The organism is Haemophilus parahaemolyticus (genome assembly GCF_018373095.1).
GTDB lineage: Bacteria > Pseudomonadota > Gammaproteobacteria > Enterobacterales > Pasteurellaceae > Haemophilus_A > Haemophilus_A parahaemolyticus_A.
In genome coordinates this window covers 1-1,568 of record NZ_JAHAHT010000167.1, presented here as the reverse complement: position 1 = coordinate 1,568, position 1,568 = coordinate 1, and the positions used below count along the sequence as shown (strand labels likewise).

Annotated in this window: 2 protein-coding genes and 1 pseudogene; all 3 read left to right on the top strand. The window is 37.9% G+C overall.

Annotated features, from left to right (window positions below; translation table 11 throughout):
• On the top strand, positions 1-440 hold a 440-nt coding region (locus KH943_RS10080; protein ID WP_368493510.1), incomplete at its 5' end, for a DALR domain-containing protein.
• Positions 441-671: 231 nt separating this feature from the next.
• Positions 672-902, top strand: a pseudogene (locus KH943_RS10075) (integrase core domain-containing protein); the annotation flags it as partial.
• 240 nt (positions 903-1,142) lie between these two features.
• Positions 1,143-1,568 (top strand): HvfX family Cu-binding RiPP maturation protein (locus KH943_RS10070; RefSeq protein ID WP_304110443.1); only part of this gene is annotated, 426 nt, incomplete at its 3' end.

The following is a 1,568-nucleotide window of genomic DNA, read 5'->3' as shown; positions in this document are numbered from 1 at the left end:
GTGCATTAGAACGTTTGTACACCGCTTTACGTGGCACCGATCAAAGTGCGGTTGCTTTTGGCGGTGAAAATTTTGTGGAAGCCTTCCGTGAAGCCATGGACGATGATTTCAATACGCCAAACGCTCTTTCTGTCTTATTTGAAATGGCGCGTGAAATCAATAAATTGAAAACTGAAGATGCAGAAAAAGCCAATGCTCTTGCTGCGCGTTTACGTGAGTTAGCGGGTATCTTAGGTTTACTTCAACAAGATCCAGAAAAATTCTTACAAGCTGGTTCTGACGATGATGAAGTCGCAAAAATTGAAGCGCTTATCAAACAACGAAACGAAGCCCGTGCCGCTAAAGATTGGACTGCAGCAGATGCGGCACGTAATGAACTTACGGCAATGGGTATCGTGTTAGAAGATGGCGCCAACGGCACGACGTGGCGTAAACAATAACCTCACTTTGATACAAAAACTGCGGTCACATTGACCGCAGTTTTTCTTTTTAGGCTTAAATCATTACATTCTAGCTTTTCCCATTGTTTTTGCTTTTTTCTGCATTTCTTTTGCTTTCATTTCTTTTGCTTTCATTTCTTTTGCTTTCATTTCTTTTGCTTTCATTTCTTCTGACTTCATATTATCCATTTTTTCAAACTCAAGGTGTAGCTATTCCGCTCAACCTTCATTCAGGTAACTCAAAGTATGAGTCGCCGAGGTAACTGTTGGGATAATGCTCCAATGGAGCGTTGGTTCCGCAGTTTTAAATATGAATGGATGCAAGAGGGCGACTATCTAACCTTGGGGCAAGCGATGGACGATGTGAGAGCTTATGTGATGTATTACAATTTTATTCGCCCACATCGTTACAATCAAGGTTTGGCGCCTGTTTTAACAAAAAAACCTATCGGGGACTGTTGAATTAGCTGATCACTACATTAATCAGTAAAAGATAAAAGGGCGAAGATTGTTATAATCTTTGCCCTTAATGTTATCTGCATTTTTACAAAAAATAATATTTTCAATTTTTTGAAAAAAAAGTGTAAGAAAAAAGGCTTATCTCCGACTAATAGAATAACTAGGAAGCATTTCCTACCATAATGAACTAAATAGTTTCATAAAATAGGTAATCAATCAGAGGAAAAAATGAAAGATTGTAAGATGCAAGGTATCAGCAGCGGCGTGAGTTTATTGATTTTACGCTTTTTTCTTGCGTGGGAATTTTTAGAGGCAGGGTTAGAAAAATGGAATGGTCAAAATTGGTTTACTGAAATACAAGATCGTTTTCCTTTTCCATTTAATCTTATTCCAGCCGATATTAATTGGCACGTTGCAATGGGATCTGAATTAATTTTCCCATTCTTGCTGATATTTGGGGTGCTAACACGTTTTAGTGCATTAAGTTTAACGATTTTAATCTCTGTCGCGTGGTATAGCATTCACGCCGATTCAGGTTATAACGTTTGTGATAATGGTTATAAATTACCCTTAATTTATGTGGTAACTTTATTAATCTTAATTACGCAGGGAGCAGGGAAACTCTCTTTAGACACGCTTATTAAGAAGGTTTATCCAACTAAAAGCTGG